This is a genomic window from Agromyces sp. Y182 (genome assembly GCF_059445385.1).
Genome location: NZ_JCAIUF010000002.1, coordinates 912,917 through 933,805 on the forward strand (window position 1 = coordinate 912,917; position 20,889 = coordinate 933,805).

Annotated in this window: 14 protein-coding genes; 3 read left to right on the plus strand and 11 right to left on the minus strand. The window is 69.3% G+C overall.

Going from position 1 to position 20,889, the window contains the following annotated elements:
* Position 1: 1 nt before the first annotated feature.
* The 3 genes from AC1C2R_RS18770 to AC1C2R_RS18780 form a co-directional block, all read right to left on the minus strand.
* A complete protein-coding gene (locus AC1C2R_RS18770; RefSeq protein WP_495380905.1) occupies positions 2 to 1,240 on the minus strand; it encodes a hypothetical protein in 1,239 nt (412 codons plus the stop codon).
* Positions 1,237 to 1,977: a copper homeostasis protein CutC gene (locus tag AC1C2R_RS18775; protein ID WP_495353577.1), complete on the minus strand. Its 741-nt coding sequence runs from the start codon at positions 1,975 to 1,977 to the stop codon at positions 1,237 to 1,239. The genes AC1C2R_RS18770 and AC1C2R_RS18775 overlap by 4 nt, the downstream gene beginning before the upstream one ends.
* Before the next feature lie 213 nt (positions 1,978 to 2,190).
* Positions 2,191 to 2,577 carry a hypothetical protein gene (locus tag AC1C2R_RS18780; protein WP_495380906.1) on the minus strand — a complete coding sequence of 129 codons (387 nt, stop codon included), beginning with the start codon at positions 2,575 to 2,577 and terminating at the stop codon, positions 2,191 to 2,193.
* A 115-nt stretch (positions 2,578 to 2,692) separates the two neighbouring features.
* Here AC1C2R_RS18780 and AC1C2R_RS18785 point away from each other — a divergent pair, with 115 nt between their 5' ends.
* Positions 2,693 to 6,916: an nSTAND1 domain-containing NTPase gene (locus AC1C2R_RS18785; protein WP_495380907.1), complete on the plus strand. Its 4,224-nt coding sequence runs from the start codon at positions 2,693 to 2,695 to the stop codon at positions 6,914 to 6,916.
* Positions 6,917 to 7,001: 85 nt separating this feature from the next.
* On the opposite strand, the gene ilvC is transcribed toward AC1C2R_RS18785, so the two are convergent.
* The 8 genes from ilvC to AC1C2R_RS18825 form a co-directional block, all read right to left on the minus strand.
* Entirely contained in the window at positions 7,002 to 8,051 is a 1,050-nt protein-coding gene (gene ilvC, locus AC1C2R_RS18790; RefSeq protein ID WP_495381109.1) for a ketol-acid reductoisomerase, read from the minus strand.
* A 29-nt stretch (positions 8,052 to 8,080) separates the two neighbouring features.
* Positions 8,081 to 8,590: an acetolactate synthase small subunit gene (gene ilvN / locus AC1C2R_RS18795; protein ID WP_495353574.1), complete on the minus strand. Its 510-nt coding sequence runs from the start codon at positions 8,588 to 8,590 to the stop codon at positions 8,081 to 8,083.
* A gap of 3 nt (positions 8,591 to 8,593) precedes the next feature.
* Positions 8,594 to 10,399 (minus strand): acetolactate synthase large subunit, encoded by a 1,806-nt coding sequence (locus AC1C2R_RS18800; protein WP_495353573.1) that lies wholly within the window; start codon positions 10,397 to 10,399, stop codon positions 8,594 to 8,596.
* A gap of 44 nt (positions 10,400 to 10,443) precedes the next feature.
* Entirely contained in the window at positions 10,444 to 12,138 is a 1,695-nt protein-coding gene (ilvD, locus tag AC1C2R_RS18805; RefSeq protein WP_495353572.1) for a dihydroxy-acid dehydratase, read from the minus strand.
* 9 nt (positions 12,139 to 12,147) lie between these two features.
* On the minus strand, positions 12,148 to 14,394 hold the full coding sequence (locus tag AC1C2R_RS18810; RefSeq protein ID WP_495353571.1) for a bifunctional alpha,alpha-trehalose-phosphate synthase (UDP-forming)/trehalose-phosphatase: 2,247 nt from the start codon (positions 14,392 to 14,394) through the stop codon (positions 12,148 to 12,150).
* Between the two features lie 105 nt (positions 14,395 to 14,499).
* Positions 14,500 to 16,446 carry a YhgE/Pip family protein gene (locus AC1C2R_RS18815; RefSeq protein ID WP_495380908.1) on the minus strand — a complete coding sequence of 649 codons (1,947 nt, stop codon included), beginning with the start codon at positions 16,444 to 16,446 and terminating at the stop codon, positions 14,500 to 14,502.
* Positions 16,443 to 19,325, minus strand: coding sequence for an MMPL family transporter (locus tag AC1C2R_RS18820; protein WP_495353569.1), 2,883 nt, complete (start codon positions 19,323 to 19,325; stop codon positions 16,443 to 16,445). Before AC1C2R_RS18820 ends, AC1C2R_RS18815 begins: the two co-directional genes overlap by 4 nt.
* Before the next feature lie 8 nt (positions 19,326 to 19,333).
* Positions 19,334 to 19,933 (minus strand): TetR/AcrR family transcriptional regulator, encoded by a 600-nt coding sequence (locus tag AC1C2R_RS18825; RefSeq protein ID WP_495353568.1) that lies wholly within the window; start codon positions 19,931 to 19,933, stop codon positions 19,334 to 19,336.
* 96 nt (positions 19,934 to 20,029) lie between these two features.
* On the opposite strand from AC1C2R_RS18825, the gene AC1C2R_RS18830 reads away from it, so the two are divergent.
* Together AC1C2R_RS18830 and AC1C2R_RS18835 are read left to right on the plus strand one after the other, a co-directional pair.
* Complete coding sequence (locus AC1C2R_RS18830; RefSeq protein ID WP_495353567.1) at positions 20,030 to 20,218, plus strand: hypothetical protein; 189 nt, start codon at positions 20,030 to 20,032, stop codon at positions 20,216 to 20,218.
* 101 nt (positions 20,219 to 20,319) lie between these two features.
* Entirely contained in the window at positions 20,320 to 20,796 is a 477-nt protein-coding gene (locus AC1C2R_RS18835; protein ID WP_495353566.1) for a hypothetical protein, read from the plus strand.
* Positions 20,797 to 20,889: the final 93 nt, after the last annotated feature.

Genomic DNA, 20,889 nt, shown 5'->3' on the forward strand with positions numbered 1-20,889 from the left:
CTCAGGGGACGGGCACGCATTTCCCGTCGACGCTCGGCAGCACGATGCCGAACTCGAAGTCGATCCTCGCCGAGTCGACGGCGCCCAGCGAACCGCCGCCCACCAACGGTTCGTCGTGGAGCCGTTCGATGGTTCCGAGGCCCGCCGCCTGCCAGGCTGCGACGATGCGATCGGCGGCCGCGACATTGCGCTCGGTGACCTCGCGGTCGTGTTCGTCGCTCGTCGTGTCCGTGATCACTCCCGTCGTGAACTCGCCGTTCAGGCTCAGCTGGATGCCACCGTCGCACGCCGCCTCGACGACGGCGAGCGGTGACGCAGCCGACCAGGTCGCGGAAGGGCCGGCGGCAGCAACCGCGGCATCGGCGAGCACTGCGAACTGCCGTCGAGCCTCGTCGAGCGACGGGAGCGGGCGATCCGGCGGCGGGGATTCGCCGGCATCTGCCGCACCGATCTCGGGAACGCCACCCGGAGCGGCCGGCTCGGCGACCGACGGCGTCGGCGCTGCCGTGAGCACGGCCGCGACGATGAACACCCCGCCGAGGCATGCCGTCAGCACATACGCGCCGACCCACACCGCCGACGCTGCGCCTCTGGTGCGGAACGGCCCGAGTGACACGAGCAGTCCGCCGAGACCGAATACGCCTGCGGCAACCACGAGCACCACGGCCGGCCACGACACCGGTGCGCTGGCGCGGCGAGCGAATGACGACCAGAAATCCGCGTACGTGACGAGCAGGAGTGCGAGCGTGCCGAGCGCGAACCCCACCGAGAGCAGCAATCGCACGAGCACCGGCCGCCAGGGATCGAGCGGGCGTACGAGCTCCCACCGGTGCGCGATCACCGGCACGATGAGCGCGGTCGGCACCCACAGCCACACCGCCAAGACCGCTGCCGGCCCGAAGACGAACCCGATCGCGGCCAGGGGCGGCAACGAGAGCACGAGCCCGCCGAGCGGTACGACGAACGCCTCGAGAAGCGGTGGCCATCGCAGGGCTCGACATGTCGCCAGCACTGCCGCGGCGCCGACGCCTGCTGCTGCAGCGGCCGGCGGCAGCGCCATCCACATCGGCCCGATCAGGAAGAGCTGCTGGATCGCCAACCCGAGCACGAACGCGGCGGCCGCGGAGACGCCCCCGATCAAGACACTGCGTGCCACGAGCTGTGCGGCGGCACGAAGGATGCCGTCGGCGCTGCGGTCGGGCGGCAGCCGTACCGGTATCGGCGGCGGCGCGACGGTCATCGCATCGCCACGGTCGCGGCCGCGACTGCAGCGCGCACGAGACCCGGATCGGTCACGTCGAATCCGTCGACGCCCCCGCCTGGCCCGCTCACGCCGCCTCGGGTCGTCGTGCCACGCGCCGAGAGATGCACGGCGTCGACGCCCGCGGCCGCGATCTCGGCGATGTCGGCGATGCGCACCCCGCCGCCCGCCATGATCTCGAGCGCGCCGGATTCGGCGGCCATCAGTCGCAACGCTGCGAGACCCGTTCGGCAGTCGGATGCTCCGCCAGAGGTGAGCACTCGGCGCACGCCGAGCGCTGCGAGCGCCGTCACCGAGCCTCGGGGATCGGAGCTCGCGTCGACGGCGCGGTGCACCGTCACGTCGCCGCCGGATGCCGCATCGACGAATCGCCGAATGGCCGGCAGGTCGAGGTGACCGGTGTCGGTGAGCGCACCCACGACGACCCCGTCGGCACCGTGAGCGAAGGCCGCACGGATGTCCCGCTCGATCGTGTCGAGTTCTTCGGAGTCGTACGCGAAGCCGCCGCCGCGCGGACGCACGAGGACGTGCACGAATCCGGGCACCGAGGCGTCGAGCGACGCGGCCGCTGCGGCCTCGATCAGCCCCGCGGACGGGGTCAACCCACCGAGCCCGAGCGCCTGGCAGAGCTCGACACGGGTGGCACCCGCCGTCAGGGCGATGCGCACCCCGGCGACATCCTGGACGGCGATCTCGACGGGGAGGAATCCTGACATTCCCGATACGCTACCGGGTCGCCGTCCGCATCGGGACACTGCCTGACGAGCGCAGGCAGAGCATCTCCGGGTGCTCCATCAGGGGCCGGTCAACATGGTCGTGCCCGGCGGATGTCGCAGCCGGCGTGCCGGCAGAGACCACAGACGACTCGCAGCGACCTGACGAAGGTCCGCCCTGATCTCCGGACGAGCCTTCGTTGTCTCACACCGCCGTCATCGCGGGCCCGACGGCAGGCCGTGCAGCCCGCGCGGATCGATGTCGTTGACGGGAGAGAGATTCTTCGGTGGCGGGGTCCTCGCCTCAGCAGCCGAGAGCGCAGCGCCCGCCTTCGGGACGCCGTGCAGGCCTCGCGGGTCGGCGTCGGCGATCACCGGCATCCGCAGGTGAGCCCGTGGCTGCGTGGCATCCGGCAGTGGGCCGTGCAGGCCGCGTGGGTCGATGTCGTTCGGAACCAGCCGCCTGGGCTCGATGGCAGCGCGGGGCTCTTCGACGGGCTCAACGGGTGCGCTCGCCTGGGCGGCGCATCCGGCGAGGGCGGCCGCGACGAGTGCCGCTGCCGCCGCGGAACGGGCGATTCGGGTGGTGTGCGTGGTGTCCATGTGCCGAGCGTGTCGCGCCGCGGTATCCGTCAGTCTCAGCTGCGGTATCCGTGCGGTATCCGTCCGCCCAAGTCATCGTTGACGCCTTCGATGGCGCGCGAGGACAATGACGACCATGGGTGTCGACGTCCTCGGGACACTCGTCATCGACGGGGGCCCGGTCAGCCCGCGCGAGCGTGCGGTGCTCGCCGCCCTCGCACTCGAGGTGGGGCGGCCTCTCCCGGCGCAGCAAATCGCCGATGCGATCTGGGGCGAGAAGGTACCGGCGACCTGGGCGAAGCAGGTTCAGATCGCCATCGCCCGGCTCCGCCGACACCCTGGCACGCCACCCATCACGACGACGCCGGAGGGCTACCGGCTCGACCTGGCAGCCGACGCCATCGACGCGCGACGGTTCGAGCGTCTGGTCGCGAACGGTCGCCAGCACTTGGCGGATGGCGCGCCCGACCGGGCGACCGCGGTGTTCGAGGCGGCGCTCCACCCCTGGCGTGGCGAGCCGTACGCGGACCTTCCCGATTGGGAGCCTGCCCGCGCGGAAGCCGCACGACTGCTCGACCTGCGCGCGTCCGCAGAGGAGGATCTGCTCGCCGCTCGCCTCGGGCTGGGACATGCCGCGAGCGTCGTCTCCGACGCCGAGCGTCTCGTGCGCGAACGCCCGCTCCGCGAGCACCGGTGGGCGCTGCTGGCCCGCGCGCTCTACCGCTCCGGACGCCAGGCCGACGCGCTCGCCACCCTCCGCGATGCCCGCCGGCGGCTCGACGAAGAACTCGGCATCGACCCGTCCGCCGAGCTCACCGAGCTTGAGACGGCGATCCTGCGCCATGACCCCGATCTCGATGCCCCGAGCCCTATCGCCAGGCCTGACGTCCCGTGTCCGTACCGCGGCCTCGCCGCGTTCGGCGAAGAAGACGAGGAGGAGTTCTTCGGTCGGGGTGCCGACATCCGCGCTGGGCTCGCTCGGGTGGAACGCGGACGGTTCGTGGCCTTCACCGGGCAGTCGGGATGTGGCAAGTCCTCACTCGTGCTCGCGGGAATCGTTCCGGCACTGCGCCGGGACGGGCGGTCCGTGGACGTCACGAGCCCGCGCCGCGGCCTGCTTGCCTTCGTAGCCGGAACGCACCACGATCGAGACGTCCTCGTCGTCGACCAGTTCGAGGAGCTCTTCACCGGGCCGGACACCGAAGCGACCGACGGGGCGGCCGGCGCCGTCGAGAACGTCCTCGAGTCTGGCGGCACCGTGCTCGTGACCGTGCGCAGCGACTTCCTCGACGCGTGCGCTCGTCTGCCCCGGCTCGGTGCGCTGTTCACCGACGGCGTCCAGCTGGTGCCGGCGATGGGGCCGGAAGGGCTCAGGGCGGCGATCGAGGGACCGGCGCGAGTCGCTGGGCTGCGCCTCGAACCAGGCCTCACCGAGCTCATCCTGCGGGATGCCACCGGGCGCCCCGGTGTGCTCCCCCACGTCTCACATGCCCTCGTCGAGACCTGGGCGCGTCGCGAGGGGGCGACGCTCACCGTGCACGGGTACGAGGCATCCGGCGGGCTCGCCGCTGCCATCGCACAGTCCGCCGATCGGCTCTACCTGCGGATGTCCCCCGCCGAGCGGGTCATCTGCCGTTCGACGATGTTGCGCCTCGTCGCCCTCGCACCCGATGGCACACCGGTGCGCCAGGCCATGTCGGTCAAGGGGTTGCACGACGACGGCGCACGCGATCGCGTGCTTGCGATGCTCGCGGCCGCGCGGCTCATCAGCACCGACGAGACGAGCGTGGAGGTCTCGCACGAGGCGCTCGCCGAGGCCTGGCCACGGTTGAGGAATTGGCTCGAGCACGACGCCGACGACCTGCGGACGATGCACGCGCTCACCGTCGCTGCGGAGGCGTGGGACGGGGGCGGGCGCGGCGACGAGGACCTGTATCGGGGCGCGCGGTTGCAGTCGGCGCTCGAGTGGCAGCGCGGCGGCGACCGGGATCTGACCGAGCACGAGACAGCCTTCCTCGCAGCGTCATCGGCCCGCGAGACCTCCGAGCAGGAGGCGCTCGTCGCTCAGGCCCGCCACGAACGGACGCAGAACCGGAAGCTCCGCGGTCTCCTCGTGGGCGCGGCGGTTCTGATCCTGGCCCTCGTGGGAGCCGGCGGCATCGCGGTGGTTTCGGCGGATCAGGCGGCACTGAGCCGTGCGGATGCGAAGGTCGAGGCACTCGTCAGCGCAGCGCTCGCATTGAGAACCTCGGAGCGAGACGTCGCAGCCCTGCTCGCCGCTGAGGCGTACCGGCGCTGGCCCGAAGACCCGCGTACGCGGGCCGGGATGATGGGCGTGCTCAGGGCTGCCGGCGGGTTCCTCGGCAATGCGTTCGTCGACGGCGCGCAGAGCACGATGGGTGCGGTCGTGCCGGGCACTGACCGGGCGTTGATGGTGGATGTCTCTGGAGCGGCAGCGATCCGAGACCTCGCGACGGCGGAGTCGATCGTGCACATCGACACCGGTCTCGATGGCCAGGCGTACTTCGAGACGTTCCCACTCGTCGAAGTCAGTTCCGACAGCACGACCGGAGCGATCCTGTGGCCCGCGGACGTCCCACCGGAAGTACCCGGCGCGACGCCGGACTCCTTCTTCGTGATCCCCGGCACCACGATGAACTCGAACCTCGTCGTCGTCGATCTCTCGTCGGGGGAACGACTGCTCGGGCCGCTGCGTCTGGAGATCGGTCTCGGTGCACTCGCCGTGGCGGGCGACGGCTCCAGAATCGCGATCGCGGCTGCACGGGACGGTGCCGTCTCGCTCGTGGACGTGAGGACCGGGTCGGTGACGCCGGTCACCGGGCAGGCCACCGCGCCGCTTCATTTGGCGGAGAGCGTTGCCGCAGCGCTCGCGTTCACGGAGGACGGGCGCCTTTTCGCCGGCCGGGTGGCGGGCGCGATCGAGGTGATCGATCCGGTGGCGGCGGCGGTGGCGGCACGCTATCCGGTCCCCGAGGAATCCGCTCACGTGGCGATGGAGGTGCTCGATTCCGGACTCGTGGTCGCGAGCGGGGATCGTGCGGTCATCGCGGTCGACGGCGAGACCGGCGATGTCCGATGGGTTCGTCCCCTGACCGGGTTCGGTCCTTCCGGTTGCAATTGGATCACGGCCTCCGAGGTAGTTGGACGCGTGTACTGCGCGGGTTGGTTCGGGCTCATGGAGCAGTACGATCTCGACGACGGCGGGCCGGTGGATTCCGGATTCGACGCGCTGCTCAGTACGGTCGGTCCGGTCGCGGTCGTTTCGGAGGGAACCGTGCTGGTCGCACTCGGCCAAGGGCTGCCGGCGATCTCGCGCTGGCAACTCGACGGGGGCGGCCTCATCAAACGGCTGATCGCACCCGGATCGTTCCTGGCCGGCGGCTACTCGCAGGACGGGCACGCGCTGCTCACCGCGGACGGGCAGGGCGACACCGGTTGGGCAAGTGTGCACCACGGGGTCGCGATCCGCGACGTCGTCAGCGGTGAGGTGCTCGAGGTGTTCTCAGCCCCGGTCTACGTGCCGATCTGGGTGGGATCAGACACGATCGTGGGCTGGTTCCCCGACGACGAGGCGCTGCGGCTCGTCGACACGGCAAGTGGGGAGGACATCGGGTCTCCGCTGCCCGTGCCCAGCAGTCGCGGCATGGTGTGGGAAGCCCACGCGGGCACGCGGTTGTACGTGTCGACCGAGGAGGATGGGGTCGTCCGGATCGACCCGGCGACCGGCGAGCGGACCGGCGAGCCGATCGCCGTCGACGGGAGCGTCATCTCGGTTTCCGAGTCGCCCGACGGCCGGCGTCTCGCGATCCTCTCGGTCACCGAGTTGGACAGCGCACTCCTGACCATGGTCAGGGTGGCGAGCGGGAAGATCACTCGCAGCGGAGAGCTCGAGACGGGCCCTCCCGTGCTGCTCGACGACGGCACCTTGATCGGCTCCGCGGACAACCGGATGATGCGATTCGACACGGACACGTATCAGCAGGTGGGCTCCCTGCCCGGCACGGCCGGCGGGCTCGGCGTCCCCGAGACGAGCGACGATGGGGCGACGATGCTCATGTCGGCTGGCGACGACACGCTCCTGCTCCACGACACGGCCACGGGCATCCGGTTGGCCGAGCCCTTCTTCGCGAGTTCCCCCGACTACGTCAGCGGCTACCTGCGACCCGACGGCCTCGAGCTCGCGATCTCGGACGCCGCCGGCGTCATGATCTGGGACCTCGACCCCGAGCACCAGTTCGAGGCGGTCTGCCGCATCGCAGGTCGCGACCTCACGGCGAACGAGTGGCGCAGCTACCTCGACGGACTCGGCGAGCCACGAAGCACGTGCGGACTCGGCTGACCGGAATGAGCGCCGACGCGAAACGGCGGGGCCGACCGAAGCCGACCCCGCCGTGCGGGATGAAGACAGAGCAGCTGCGCTCGCGTCAGCGAGCGACCTCGCCGTCGACGTAGTCGTCGTCGTTCGACGCGTTCCACGCGAAGAGCTTGCGCAGCTCGCGGCCGGTTGCTTCGATCGGGTGCGCCTCGCCCTTCGCGCGGAGCGCGAGGAACTCGGGGGCACCGGCATCCTGATCGGCGATGAACCGCTCGGCGAACGCGCCCGACTGGATGTCGGCGAGCACGGCCTGCATGTTCTCTTTGACGTGGGGGTCGATGACGCGCGGACCCGAGACGTAGTCGCCGTACTCGGCCGTGTCGGAGACCGACCAGCGCTGCTTGGCGATGCCGCCCTCCCACATGAGGTCGACGATGAGCTTCAGCTCGTGCAGCACCTCGAAGTATGCGACCTGCGGCTGGTAGCCGGCTTCGGTGAGGGTCTCGAAGCCGTACTGCACGAGCTGGGAGACGCCGCCGCAGAGCACGGCCTGCTCGCCGAACAGGTCGGTCTCGGTCTCTTCGGTGAAGGTCGTCTTGATGCCGCCGGCACGCAGGCCGCCGATCGCCTTGGCGTACGAGAGCACGAGGGGCCACGCGTTGCCCGATGCATCCTTCTCGACGGCGACGATCACGGGAACACCGCGACCGGCCTCGTACTCGCGACGCACCGTGTGACCGGGGCCCTTCGGTGCGACCATGATCACGTCGACGCCCTCGGGGGCCTCGATGTAGCCGAAGCGGATGTTGAAGCCGTGGCCGAAGACGAGGCTCTTGCCCTCGGCGAGGTTGTCCTTGATGGACTCCGCGTAGATGTGGCGCTGGTACTGGTCGGGCGCGAGGATGACGACGACGTCGGCGGCTGCCGCGGCATCGGCGACGCTCAGCACCTCGAAGCCGGCCTCTTCGGCCTTCGGCTTCGACTTCGAACCCTCCTTGAGTCCGATGACGACCTCGACGCCCGAGTCGCGAAGGTTCTGCGCGTGCGCGTGGCCCTGCGAACCGTAGCCGATGACGGCGACCTTCTTGCTCTGGATGAGCGCGAGGTCGGCATCCTTGTCGTAGTAGATCTCAGCCATTTGCTGTTCTTTCTCCTTGATGGTGGGTCTGGTGCAGTTCGGGAACGTGGTCAGTTCTTGAAGACGCGTTCGGTGATGGACTTGCCGCCGCGGCCGATCGCGAGGAGGCCCGACTGGGCGATCTCTTTGATGCCATAGGGCTCGAGCACCTTGAGGAACGCGGTGGTCTTGCCGGAGTCGCCCGTGACCTCGATCACGACCGCGTCGGTCGAGACGTCGACGACGCGAGCACGGAAGAGGTTCACGGCTTCGAGCACCTGCGAGCGGGTGGTGTTGTCGACGCGCACCTTGATCAGCAGATGTTCGCGGTGCACCGACTGGTTCGGGTCGAGCTCGACGATCTTGATGACGTTGATGAGCTTGTTGAGTTGCTTGGTGACCTGCTCGAGCGGCAGTTCCTCGACGTCGACGACGACCGTGATGCGACTGAGCCCGTCGATCTCGGAGTGGCCGACGGCGAGGCTCTCGATGTTGAAGCCGCGCCGGGCGAAGAGACCCGCCACCCGGGTGAGCAGGCCCGGCTTGTCCTCCACGAGGAGGGAGAGAACGTGGGTCGACATGTCTTAGTCCTCCTCGGAGAATGCCGGCGAGTGATCACGCGCGTACTGGACGTAGCTGTTCGAGACGCCCTGCGGCACCATTGGCCAGACCATCGCGTCGGCCGACACGACGAAGTCGATGACGACGGGGCGGTCGTTGGTCTCGAGGGCCAGCTTGATCGCGTCGTCGATCTCGTCTTCTTTCGTGACCCGGATGCCGAGTGCACCGTACGCCTCGGCGAGTGCCACGAAGTCGGGGATGCGCACAGTGTCGTGGCCGGTGTTCAGGTCGGTGTTGGAGTACCGGCCGTCGTAGAACAGCGTCTGCCACTGGCGCACCATGCCGAGCGAGGAGTTGTTGATGATCGCGACCTTGATGGGAATGTTGTTCAAGGTGCAGGTCGCGAGCTCCTGATTCGTCATCTGGAAGCATCCGTCGCCGTCGATCGCCCAGACCACCCGGTCGGGCTCAGCCACCTTCGCACCCATCGCGGCTGGAACCGCGTAGCCCATCGTGCCGGCGCCGCCGGAGTTCAGCCAGGAGTTCGGTCGCTCGTACTTGATGAACTGCGCCGCCCACATCTGGTGCTGGCCGACGCCCGCGGCGTAGACCGCCTCGGGCCCGGTGAGCTCGCCGATGCGCTGGATGACCTGCTGGGGCGCGAGCAATCCGTCGGACGGGGTCGAGTACCCGAGCGGAAACTCCGCCCGCAGGCCGTCGAGCGTGGTCCACCATTCTCCGAGGTCGGTGGCGACGCCTCCGGTGATCTCGGCGTAGGCGGTATTGAGGTCGACGAGCACGTCTTTCGCATCGCCCACGATCGGCACGTCGGCGACCCGGATCTTCGAGATCTCGGCAGGATCGATATCGACGTGCACGACCTTCGCGTTGGGCGCGAAGAGCGCGGCCTTGCCCGTGACGCGGTCGTCGAAGCGCGCGCCGAGCGCGATGAGGAGGTCGGCTTCTTGCAGGGCGATCACCGCGGGCACCGTGCCGTGCATGCCGGGCATACCGAGCTGCTGCCGGTGGGAGTCGGGGAAGGCACCCCTCGCCATCAGCGTGGTGACGACCGGGGCGTTCGTCGCCTCGGCGAACGCGAGCAGTTCTGCAGAGGCGCCGGAACGGATGACGCCGCCGCCGACGTAGAGCACCGGTCGCTTCGCCTCGGCGAGCAGTTGGGCTGCCGCGGCGACCTGCTTGCCGTGCGCCTTCATGATCGGGCGATAGCCGGGAAGGTCGAGCTTGGGCGGCCAGCGGAACGGTGCGGTCGCCTGTTGCGCATCCTTCGTGATGTCGACGAGGACCGGGCCGGGCCGGCCTGTCGAGGCGATGTGCGCCGCCGCCGCGATGGTCGCCGGAATCTCGGCGGGGTCCTTCACGAGGAACGAGTGCTTCGTGATGGGCATCGTGATGCCCACGATGTCGGCCTCTTGGAATGCGTCCGTGCCCATGAGGGTCGAGAACACCTGTCCGGTGATCGCGAGCAGCGGCACGGAGTCCATGTGCGCGTCGGCGATGGCGGTGACGAGGTTCGTCGCCCCAGGACCGGACGTCGCGATGGTGACCCCGAGCTTGCCCGACGACGAGGCATAGCCCTCGGCCGCGTGCCCGGCACCCTGTTCGTGGCGCACGAGGATGTGGCGGAGCTTCTTGCTGTCGAGCAATGGGTCGTAGACGGGGAGGATCGCGCCGCCGGGCAGCCCGAACACGTCGGTGATGCCGAGCATCTCGAGCGAGCGCACGACGGCCTGCGCACCGGTGAGCTGTTCGGGGGCGCCGGAGGACGGCACTGCAGCGGGCGATGGCACGGGGGTGGATTCCGTGGTCATTCGGTTCCTGTTCTGGTGGACGGTGTGTGCGGGAAGCGCAGCACTCAGCCTGTCGTGGCGCCTTCGGCGGCGGAACGCACGAGCTTCGAGTACTTCGCGAGGACGCCACGGGTATAGCGCGGGGGAAGCGGAGCCCAGCCTTCACGGCGGGCAGCCAGCTCGGCATCGTCGACAAGTAGGTCGATGGAACGAGCTGCGATATCGACCCGTATGAGATCACCATCGCGCACGAAGGCGATGGGACCTGCGTCCACCGCTTCGGGTGCCAGATGGCCGATGCAGAGGCCGGTTGTGCCGCCGGAGAATCGACCGTCCGTCAAGAGTAGTACATCTTTTCCGAGGCCCGCGCCCTTGATGGCAGCGGTGATGGCGAGCATCTCGCGCATGCCGGGCCCACCCTTGGGTCCTTCGTAGCGGATCACGACGACGTCGCCGTGATTGATCGCACCCTCGGTGAGCGCATCCATCGCATCGCGTTCGCGCTCGAACACGCGCGCCGGTCCCTCGAACGTCGCCGCATCGAAGCCGGCGGTCTTGACGACCGCGCCCTCGGGGGCGAGGGAACCGTGCAGGATCGTGAGACCGCCGGTCTCGTGGATCGGGTTGTCGAGGGTGCGCAGCACCTCGCCGTCGAGCGGCTCGATGTCCATCTCGGCGAGGTTCTCGGCGAGTGTCTTGCCCGTGACGGTGAGCGCGTCGCCGTGCATGAGGCCCGCGTCGAGCAGCGCCTTCATGAGCACGGGGAGCCCGCCGCGGCGGTCGACGTCGTTCATGACGTACTTGCCGAAGGGCTTGAGGTCACCGATGTGCGGCACCTTCGCGCCGATGCGGTTGAAGTCGTCGAGCGTGAGGTCGACCTCTGCCTCGTGCGCGATGGCGAGCAGGTGCAGCACGATGTTGGTCGAGCCGCCGAGGGCCATACCGACGGCGATGGCATTCTCGAACGCCTTCTTGGTGAGGATCTGGCGGGCGGTGATGCCATGCTTCAGCAGGTTGACGACGGCTTCGCCTGAGCGGTGCGCGTAGTAGTCGCGACGGCGGTCGGCGGATGCCGGTGAGGCCGAGCCCGGCAGTGACAGCCCGAGCGCCTCGGCGACCGAGGCCATGGTGTTCGCCGTGTACATGCCGCCGCAGGCGCCCTCGCCCGGGGCGAAGGCGCACTCGATGCGCTTCGCGTCGGCCTCGCTCATCGTGCCGGCCTTGACCGCGCCGACCGCTTCGAACGAGTCGATGATCGTGATGTCTTTCTCGGTGCCGTCTGAGAGACGCACCCAGCCCGGCGCGATGGAGCCGGCGTAGAGGAAGACCGAGGCGAGGTCGAGGCGGGCGGCCGCCATGAGCATTCCGGGGATCGACTTGTCGCAGCCGGCGAGCAGCACCGAGCCGTCGAGGCGCTCGGCCTGCATGACGACCTCGACCGAATCGGCGATGACCTCGCGCGAGACGAGCGAGAAGTGCATGCCTTCGTGGCCCATCGAGATGCCATCGGAGACGGAGACCGTGCCGAACTGCAGCGGGTACCCGCCGCCGCCGTGCACTCCCTCTTTCGCGGCCTGCGCGAGGCGGCCGAGCGAGAGGTTGCAGGGGGTGATCTCGTTCCACGACGACGCGATGCCGATCTGGGGCTTGTCCCAATCGGCATCTCCCATGCCGACCGCGCGGAGCATGCCCCGGCTGGTCATGGCTTCGATGCCGTCGGTGACGGTGCGGCTACGCGGTTTGGGATCGAACTCCGACATGCATCGAGTCTATGGCCAGCGCGAAGGGCCTCCGCGCGCCGTGTCACGGGCGTCGGCGAGGTGCTCGAGCAGGTCGGCGACGTCTTCGGGACTGCGCACGCGATGGGTGGCGAGCGATCTTCCCTGACCCACTTTCACGCCGAGGTCGTCGGATTCGAGAACGGCGAACGCGTCTTCGTCGGTGATGTCGTCGCCGACGTAGACCACGGCGCTGGCGCCCGAGTGCTGACGGAGTCGGGTGAGCGCCTCTCCCTTGTCGCTCGGTCGCACCGAGAATTCCAGCACCCCTTTGCCGCTGCGCACTGTCAGTTCGGGGATCTCCGACTCCACCCGCTCGCGCGCGGCGTGCTGCAGTTCGGCGGCAGTCGCCGGGGCGACCTTGCGGGTGTGCAGTGCGAGGCCGGCCGGCTTCCACTCCACCCAGGCGCCCTCCGCACCTGAAGCGACCTCTTCGAGGACGCGCGTGAGATGCTCGAGCGCCGCGAGTTCGGCATCGCGCAGGTCGATCGTCACTCCACCGGTGTCGAGTTGCAGTTCGACACCGTGCGAGCCGCTGAGCAGGGCGCCCTGCGGCGGATCCGCGACCTCGCGAAGGCTCTCGAGTGCGCGACCCGAGACGATCGCGACCCTGGTGTCGTCGATGGCGGCGAGCCGTTCGATCGCGGCGCGAGCACGATTGGTCGCTCGCGCGTCTTCGGGTCGATCAACGAGCGGGGCGAGCGTGCCGTCGAAGTCGAGCGCGACGAGCAGGCGATCGGTGGTGGCGATGCGCATGATCGCGGCGTCGAGGCTCTCGGGAACACCCGACGCGATGATGCCCGCGCCGGTCAGCGTCTTCAGGAATGTCGCCGACCATTTCGCGACGTCGTTCTCCCGTACGCGCTTGCGGAGTGCCCGCATGCGGCGGGCGCGTTCCTTTCGAGGCATCCGGGCCGCCTCGACCATCGCGTCTTTCAGGCCTTCGATGTCGTGCGGGTTCACGAGCACGGCTTGCCGCAGCTCGTCGGATGCCCCGGTGAACTCGCTCAGCACGAGCACACCGTCATCGTCGAAGCTGCAGGCGACGAACTCTTTCGCGACGAGGTTCATGCCGTCGCGGAGCGCGGTCACGAGCATGACGTCGGCGGCGAGGTAGAGAGCGACCATCTCTTCGCGCGGGTAGCCGTGGTGCAGGTAGGCGATGGCCTGGTGGCCGAGCGTCGAGTAGTCGCCGTTGAGGCGGCCGACCATGAGCTCGATCTCGTCGCGCAACTGCCGGTACGTCTCGACGCGTTCGCGCGACGGGCTCGCGACCTGCACGAGCGTGACGTCTTCGACCGAGAGGCGACCATCGCGCAGGAGCTCGCCGAATGCTTTCAGCCGGTGCCGGATGCCCTTCGTGTAGTCGAGCCGGTCGACACCCAGCATGATCGTCTCGGGGTTGCCGAGGCTCTCGCGGATCTCGTGGGCGCGCGCCTGCACCTCGGGTCGGCGTGCGATCTCTTCGAAGCCGGCCGCATCGATCGAGATCGGGAACTGACGGGCGACGACGTGACGCACATCGCCGTCGGGACCGGGCACGTCGATGACGCTGCCACGGGTGGCGTAGCCGAACAACCGGCGCACCGCACGGGTGAAGTTGCCCGCGTCGGCGGCACGCTGGAAGCCGATGACGTCGGCGCCGAGCAATCCGTCGATGACCTGGCGTCGCCAAGGCAGCTGCGAGTAGATGCCATATGCCGGAAACGGGATGTGATTGAAGAATCCGATGACGAGGTCGGGGCGCTTCTCACGAAGCATCCGCGGCACCAATTGCAGTTGGTAGTCGTGCACCCAGACGACTGCCCCGTCGGATGCCGCGCGCGCGGCGGCCTCGGCGAAGCGACGATTGACCCGCACATAGGCGTCCCACCACTCGCGGTGGAACGATGGCGGTGCGATCACGTCGTGGTACAGCGGCCACAGGGTGTCGTTCGAGAAGCCCTCGTAGTAGTCCTCGAGCTCCGACTCCGAGAGCGGCACCGGGATGATGTTGATGCCGTCGTACTCGAACGGGTCGAACTCTTGATCGGCGACGCCGGCCCAGCCGATCCACGCTCCGTCGGCGGCGCGCATGATCGGTTCGAGCGCGGTGACGAGACCGCCCGGTGAGCTCTTCCACCCGGTCTCACCATCGGGTCCGCGTTCGTAGTCGACCGGCAATCGGTTCGATACGACGATCATGTCGTAGGCGGCGTCGACGTAGAGCTCGTCGCCTGTGAGTTCAGGGGCGTGCATGGCGGGTGTCCCTCCTGGCGCTTCACTCAGGCTAACAGTCGCCCGTCTCGCGCTCAGGCGGCGATCGAGGGCTGGGGCCGGGCGCGGCGGCGCCCGGCCTGCAGATCAGCCGAGCGCGGCGGCCGCGAAGCCGATCGAGCGGATGCCGCGGCGCCGCCCCACCACGATGGCGGTGCCGATCACGCCGACGGCACCGAAGAGCGCGAGCATGCCCGCGGCCATCGCCACCGCTCCCCCGGCTGCACCGGAGACGATGAGCTGCATGCCCTGCACCGCCCAGGTCAGCGGCAGGAACGGGCTGATCGCCTGGAACGGCCCGCTCAACACCTCGATCGGATAGAGGCCGCCGGATGCGGTGAGCTGCAGCGCGACGAGCACGAGGGAGACGAGCAGGCCCGCGCGTCCGAGCCACACCGTGAGGAACGCGTGCAGCGAGGTGAACGCGAGCGCGAGCAGGGCCGCGAACGCGAGGGTCTGCGGCAGCAGACTCCAGGCGACACCCATGGCACCGTGCAGGAGCAGCACGACGGTGACGGCCTGGACGAGCGCGAGGAGCCCGGCGCGAGCGAGCGTGCGCCAGACGAGGCCGCCGGTCGACGCCGTGCTGCGCAGCGCCTCGCGCCCGAACGGGCGGAACACGAGGAACAGCGCCATCGCGCCGAGCCAGAGCCCGACCGGCACGAACAGCATGCCGATCACCTCTCCGATGCCCGCGATCTCGTGGTCGCGGGTGGCGTCGACCGTCACGGGTTCTGCGACGACATCGGCGGTGGTCGCGCTGTCGATGTCGGTAAGGGCCTTCGCGCTCTCGGCACCCGTGGTGAGGCCGGTTGCGAGAGTGTTCGCGCCTCCCGCGAGGTCGGTCGCTCCGGTCGCCGCATCCGCTGCACCGGTCGAGAGTTGCCCGAGGCCGACCGCGAGTTGGTCGACGCCGGTCGCCAGACCGTTCGCCCCGTCGCTGATGCCACTCGAGCCGCCGGAGAGCGCCGCGGCGCCGCCGGAGAGTTGGGAGATGCCGCCCTGAACACCGTCGATGCCGCTGCGGGTTCCGGCTGCGAGCTGCTGACCGGACGTCGCCATGGTCGTCAGACCGCCGAGCGTGCCTTGGATGCGCCCAATGGCTTCGTCGACCCGGGGCTTGAGCTCGGGCTGATCGATCGCCAACTGGGTGAGCTGGGCGATCAGCGGCGTCGTGCCCGTCTCCACCTGGGCGACTCCCGCGGCGATGCCGCCGACGTACTGGTCCCAGCCGGCGGAGAGCCCGTCGAGCTGCGCCGCCTGTCCGTCGAGTTGCGAAAGCCCACTCGCGATGCCGTCGACGCCCTCGGCGTATTGCGCGACGCCGTCGGCGTACGCGTACGCGCCATTCGCGGCATCCGTCGCCCCGGAAGCCGCCGATGCGACGCCGTTCGAGAGCGTGCCGAGCCCGCCGGCGAGGGCGCCTGCCCCCGTCGAGAGCTGGGTCGCGCCATCTGCTGCATCGCCGAGCGAGCCACCCATCTCCGCGAGGTTCGTGTAGAAGCCCTCGAGGTACTGCGCGGTGAGCGCTCGGCCGAACGTCGTCGACATGGCGTCGCCGACCGACTGGGCGACGGATCCGGCGAGGTAGCCGTGCGCATCGTCGGTGCGGATGTCGAGGTTCGCCTTCGTCGGCTTCTGACCCGAGAGGGAGGTCACCGACTCGGAGAAGTCCGCGGGAATCGTCAGCACCGCGTAGGCGTCGCCTGAAGCGAGGAGGTCGGCCGCCTCTTCGTCGTTGGAGATCTTCCACTGGAACCCGGCGGTGTCGGGGTCGGTCAGCTCGGTCACGAGCTGACGCCCGGCGAGCACGGGCTGATCGGTGCCGTCGGGCAGGGTCATCGTGACCATCTCGTCGTTGTTCACGACGACGGCGGGGATCTGCTCGAGGTTGTCGCCGGCACCGCCGAGCGCGCCGGAGACCAGCCCGGAGACGGCGAGCGGCACCGCGATGACCGCGGCCACCAGCACGCCGTAGCGCACCCGGCGCGCCGCGGGCGTCGAGCCGAAGAGTCGGGAGAGTCGAGTACTCATCGGAGTGCCTCCTGGGTCAAGACGGGTTCGAGGGTACGGATGCCGCGTGCGGCGAGTTCCGGCGAGATCGCAGGCGACACGGCCGAAGGGCCGAGACCCACGATCGTCGTGACCTGCGAGGGCACGAGCTCGGCGAGGGCGCGCCACAGCTCACCGCTGGCCGATCCGGGATCGTCGTCGAGGTCGATCACGAGGGCCTTCGGGCGCTCAGCGAGCGCGGCGGCGACCGCCACGAGGGTTCGTGCCTCCACACCGAGCCCGGCGAGCGGGGTGTCGGCGGTGAAGCGCGGACCGTCGAGACCGTGGCCGGCGGCGTCGGCCGCCCTGGCCACCCACGACTGCACGAGGGCGTTCGATGGAGCGAGCCGGTACCAGGGCCGAGTGGCGTCGAGGCGGCGGGCGATGAGTTCGCCGACAGTACCGCCTGGCGAGGCACCCGCTGCAACCTCTGCGATCGCGACGCCGCGCATGACGGTGCCGGCGTCTGAGGGCAGAGGCGAACCGAGCACGGCGAGGCGACCGGCGACGGGGTCGAGACGCCCCGCGAGCGTCGCGGCGACGACGCGCCGATCGACCGTGTCTCCGCGCACGACGAGCACGCCGCCGACGGGAACCTCGATGGAGAGCGGGCCGATGCGCCGTTCGGGCAGGCCGAACACGGCAGCGTCGGCGTTGACCGCGGCGGGCCGTGAGGCGGCCCATGCCTCCTGATCGAGGTGTGCGCGCAGGCCCTCGCCTTCGATGTCGACGTTCGGCAGCGCCTTCGCGAGCCACTTCGGCAACCACCACGCGGCTTTGCCCGCGAGGGCCATCGCGGCGGGCACGAGCGTCATTCGCACGAGGAAGGCGTCGAACGCGACACCGACGGCGAGCGCGAACGCGATGCCCTTGATCACCCCCGAGCCTTCTGGCACGAAGGCGAAGAAGACGAAGAACATGATGAGCGCGGCCGCGGTGACGACCCGGGCGGCGTGCTGGAAGCCGTGCACGACGGCCTTGCGGGCGTCCCGGTTCTTCACGAACGCTTCACGCATGCCCGACACGAGGAACACCTCGTAATCCATCGCGAGGCCGAACAACACGGCCATGAGCAGGATCGGCAGGAAGCTGAGGATCGGACCAGGCTCGACGTGCAGGAGGTCGGCGAACCACCCCCACTGGAAGATCGCCACGGTGACCCCGATGGCACCGAACGCCGAGAGCAGGAATCCGAGGGCGGCCTTGATGGGTACGAACACCGATCGGAACACCATGAGCAGCAGCACGATCGAGAGGCCGACCACGATGAGGGCGAACGGGATGAGCGCGTCGGCGAGCCGGTTCGAGATGTCGATCGCCACGGCCGTATAGCCCGTCACCGCGATGGGGGTGGCGAGGTCGGCGGTGATCGAGGGTTCGAGATCGCGGATGTTCTCGACGAGCACCTTGGTCTCCGGTGCATCCGGAGCACTCTCGGGGATCACCTGGATGATCGCGGTGTCGACTGTCTCGTTGGGCAGGCCGTCGCCGACGTAGGCGACGTCGTCGAGTTCGTCGATGCGCGCGCCGATGGCGTCGAGGTCGCCGAAGATGTCGGTCGTCTGGGTGATGTCGACGGTCACGATGAGCGGCCCGTTGTAGCCCGGGCCGAAGCCGTTCTCGATCATCTCGTAGGCTTCGCGCTGGCTGGATCCCTCGGTTCCCGATCCGTTCGGAAGGTTCAGGTCGAGGCTCGCCGCCGGGATCGCGGCAGCGCCCAGCAGTCCGACCACGAGCACCACGAACACGACGGGCGCCTTCAGCACGAGGTCGACCCAGCGGCGACCCATGGTGCGCTTGCCGCTGTCGTCGTCGGCATTCGCCCGGCGATGTGCGCGGCCGCCGGGCTTCGGGACGAGGCGGCGCCCGAGCACGCCGAGCAGCGCGGGCAGGAGCGTGACGGCGCCCGCGACCGCGATGAGCACGGCGAATGCGGCGCCGACCCCCATCACGCTGAGGAACGGGATGCCGACGACGAGCAGTCCGAGCAGCGCGATGATCACGGTGAGGCCGGCGAACACGACGGCCCCGCCCGCGGTCGCGACCGCCTCGGCGGCACTCTCTTCGGGATCCTCCCCGCGCGCGAGCTGGTTTCGATGGCGCGACAAGATGAACAGCGCGTAGTCGATGCCCACGGCGAGGCCGATCATGACGGCGAGCATCGGCGCCGTCGATGACACCGTCGCGAACGCCGCGACGATCGAGATGCCGCCGAACGCGGCACCGACGCCGACGAGTGCGGTCAGCAGCGGCATGCCGGCTGCGAGCAGCGAGCCGAAGGTGATGATGAGCACCACGGCGGCGAACAGCACGCCGAACACCTCGGTGAGCGTGAGCCCGAAGCTGGTCTCCTGGAAGACGTCGCCGCCGAAGGCGACCGTGAGCCCGGCGTCGCGGCCGAGCTCGCCCGTCGCTGTCACCTCGTCGAGCGATTCCGCCGTGACATCCGTGACCGGTCCGTCGAACTGCAGCTGGATGTAGGCGGTGCGGCCGTCGCCGGAGATCTGGTCGCCCGCATACTCGTCGAACGGACCGAGCACGCTCGCGACCCCGTCGACCTGCTCGATCTCGGCCTCCATCGCCTCGATCGCAGCGCGGAACGAGTCGGACTCGACGGATGCCCCGTCGGGCGCTTCGACGACGGTCTTCGCCGACGCACCCGCCGTCTGCGGGAAGACGGCGGCGAGCTGGTCGATCGCGGTCTGGGACTCGGTGCCGGGAATGGCGAAGGAGTCCTGCAGTTGACCGCCGAGCCCGATGCCCGCGCCGAGGAGCGCGCCGAGGGCGAGCACCCAGGCCGCGATGACGTACCAGGCGCGGCGGAAGGCGAAACGGCCGATGCGGTGCAGGAGGAGTGCCATGGGCGGGCCTATCGGATCGGGCGGCCGTCGGCCGTCAGCAAGAGTTCGGAGAGCACGGTGATGAGGGCATCGCGTACGTCTTCGTCGGCGATCTGCTGGTCTGCATCGAGGAAGGTCGCACCGGCCACGAGCGTGTAGGTGGCCCCGGCGAGCGCGACGCCGAAGCGCATCCGCTCGGCGATCGGGGCGTCGTCGTCGCAGATCGAGTTGGCGAGTCCGCGAATGGCGACGTTGGCGCGTTCGATCACGGGCAGGCCGCGCAGCGACTGCCCCTGGTTGACGAAGGTGTGCACGGCGAGCCGGTTGCCGAGCAGGAAGTCGACGAAGTCCTCGATGAAGGTCGCGTGGGCCGCCGCAGTTCGGCCGCCGGCGACGAAGTCGCGGAGGAGGGTCTCGAGCAGGTCGATGGCCGGGCCGATGGCGGCCTCGAGCAGCGCCTCTTTCGACGTGTAGTGATAGAGGACGCTCGACTTCGAGTACCCGGCATGGTCGGCGATCTGCTGCAGTGAGCTCGCGGCGAAGCCGACGGTGGCGAACTGTTCGAGGGCGACCTGGCGCAGCTCATCGCTGGCGCGCACGCGGGACGGTATGGATGCTTCGGTGGGCATGAACTCACGATATTTGACCGATCGGTCAGCTTCTGCACGATCGGTCAGATTCACGGATGTCTCCCAGCCCGGCGAAACCAGCGGTAGCGTTGCGGCATGCGCAAGTACCTCTTCAGCGGAGCCGTGATAGGCGCCATATTCAGCGGCATCGGCGTGGTGCGGGCGACCGCGTCGGGCCCCCGCGACTGGCGCCTGCTGCTCATGTGGGTGTCGTGGGCGGCGAGCCTCGCGATCGCGATCGGCACGGTCGCCGAAGAGACGAAACAGGGCGAGCTCGGCGAATAGTTTCGTCGCCCGCGCCTTGCGCGGCGTGTCACTCGCGATCCGCAACGCCGTGCCTGAAACTGGGACGAACGACCCGAAACGATCCCACCGAGAGGGGCACGATGTTCCGCCGTTGGCGCCGTGCACGGCTTGCCGCTCAGGCCTCCGCCCATGTTGCCGCCCAGACGCCGCACCCTTCCGCGGCCGATCTTCGTGGTGAGCACATCTTCGAACTCCTGAACACGAAGTTGTCCGAGTTCATCGGTCCGGGCGGCGGGTGGTCGCTCGTGCGCAAGTCCGATGGCGACACCGATCGCATCTTCCACGCGATGCTCACGCACCAGATCGCGGCGGAACTGACCCGCGCCATCCTCGACGAGCGCGATTCCGTCGCCGTCGTCGTGCCTGCCGGCGAAGAGACCCTCGCGCTCGGCTGGGAGCCCGCTCCGCTCATCGTCTGGGCTGAGCCCGTCGAGACGTCGGCACCCTCCGATGAGCTTGTCGCCGAGGCATCCGCCGACTTCGAAACTGCAGACGTCGAAGCCGCCGCCCTGCCGACCATCGGCGCCGCCACGGCACTCGAGGCCCGCGCCGCCTGAGTCGCCTCGGCCTTCGCCGTCCAAGATCGACCCGTGATTCTTGTACGGCTGAGTCGACGAACGTCATCACCTCCCTCGTAACGTGATTCCCGG